1 protein-coding gene is annotated in these 652 nt (G+C 66.4%); it reads right to left on the bottom strand.

The window, feature by feature from the left end:
* On the bottom strand, positions 1-652 hold a 652-nt coding region (locus tag UK23_RS52365), incomplete at both ends, for a sugar-binding domain-containing protein (RefSeq protein ID WP_045318099.1).

A 652-nucleotide genomic window follows, 5' to 3' on the forward strand; every position in this document is an offset into this window, starting at 1 on the left:
CTTCATCTCCACACCGTTGAGCGAGAAGCCGCTGTTCGGGTCGAACGCGAAGTACCGGAGGCCCGTGCGGGTGCTCACGGTGTCCACGACCCTGCCACCCACCCGGACCTCGGTGTCCACCGTGTACAGCTCTGGCCGGTCCACCGACCACAGCGCCGGCCGGTCGATCCGCACGTCCACGGACGCGGTGCGCGGTTGTGAGGTCAGCGCGGTATGTGCCGTGCCCGTGCCCACGACCTGACCTCTCGCGTCCTTGACCGTCGAGACGACATCGGCCTGGACGTCGCTTTGTTCACTGACAGCGGTGGTCGCCACGCGCATCGTCGCGTAACCGGACTTGATCGTGTTCGCCAGATCCGGAGTCGTCACCTGCACACCCTGGCGGGTGACGTGTGCCGGCTCGGTCACCACCAGGCGGACATCGCGGTAGATGCCGCTGCCCGAGTACCAGCGACTGCTCGGCACCTGGTTGCGCACCTTCACCGCGAGCACGTCCGGCGTGCCGTCCGTGTGCACGCGTGAACTGAGGTCCAGCGCGAATCCGGTGTAACCGTAGGGATGGCGCCCGAGCAGCGTCCCGTTGAGATACACCTCGGAATCCATGTACACGCCGTCGAACTCGATCGACACCTTCTTGCCCGCCATCGACGGC

Origin of the sequence: Lentzea aerocolonigenes, from assembly GCF_000955955.1 — a bacterium.
Classification (GTDB): Bacteria; Actinomycetota; Actinomycetes; order Mycobacteriales; family Pseudonocardiaceae; genus Lentzea; species Lentzea aerocolonigenes_A.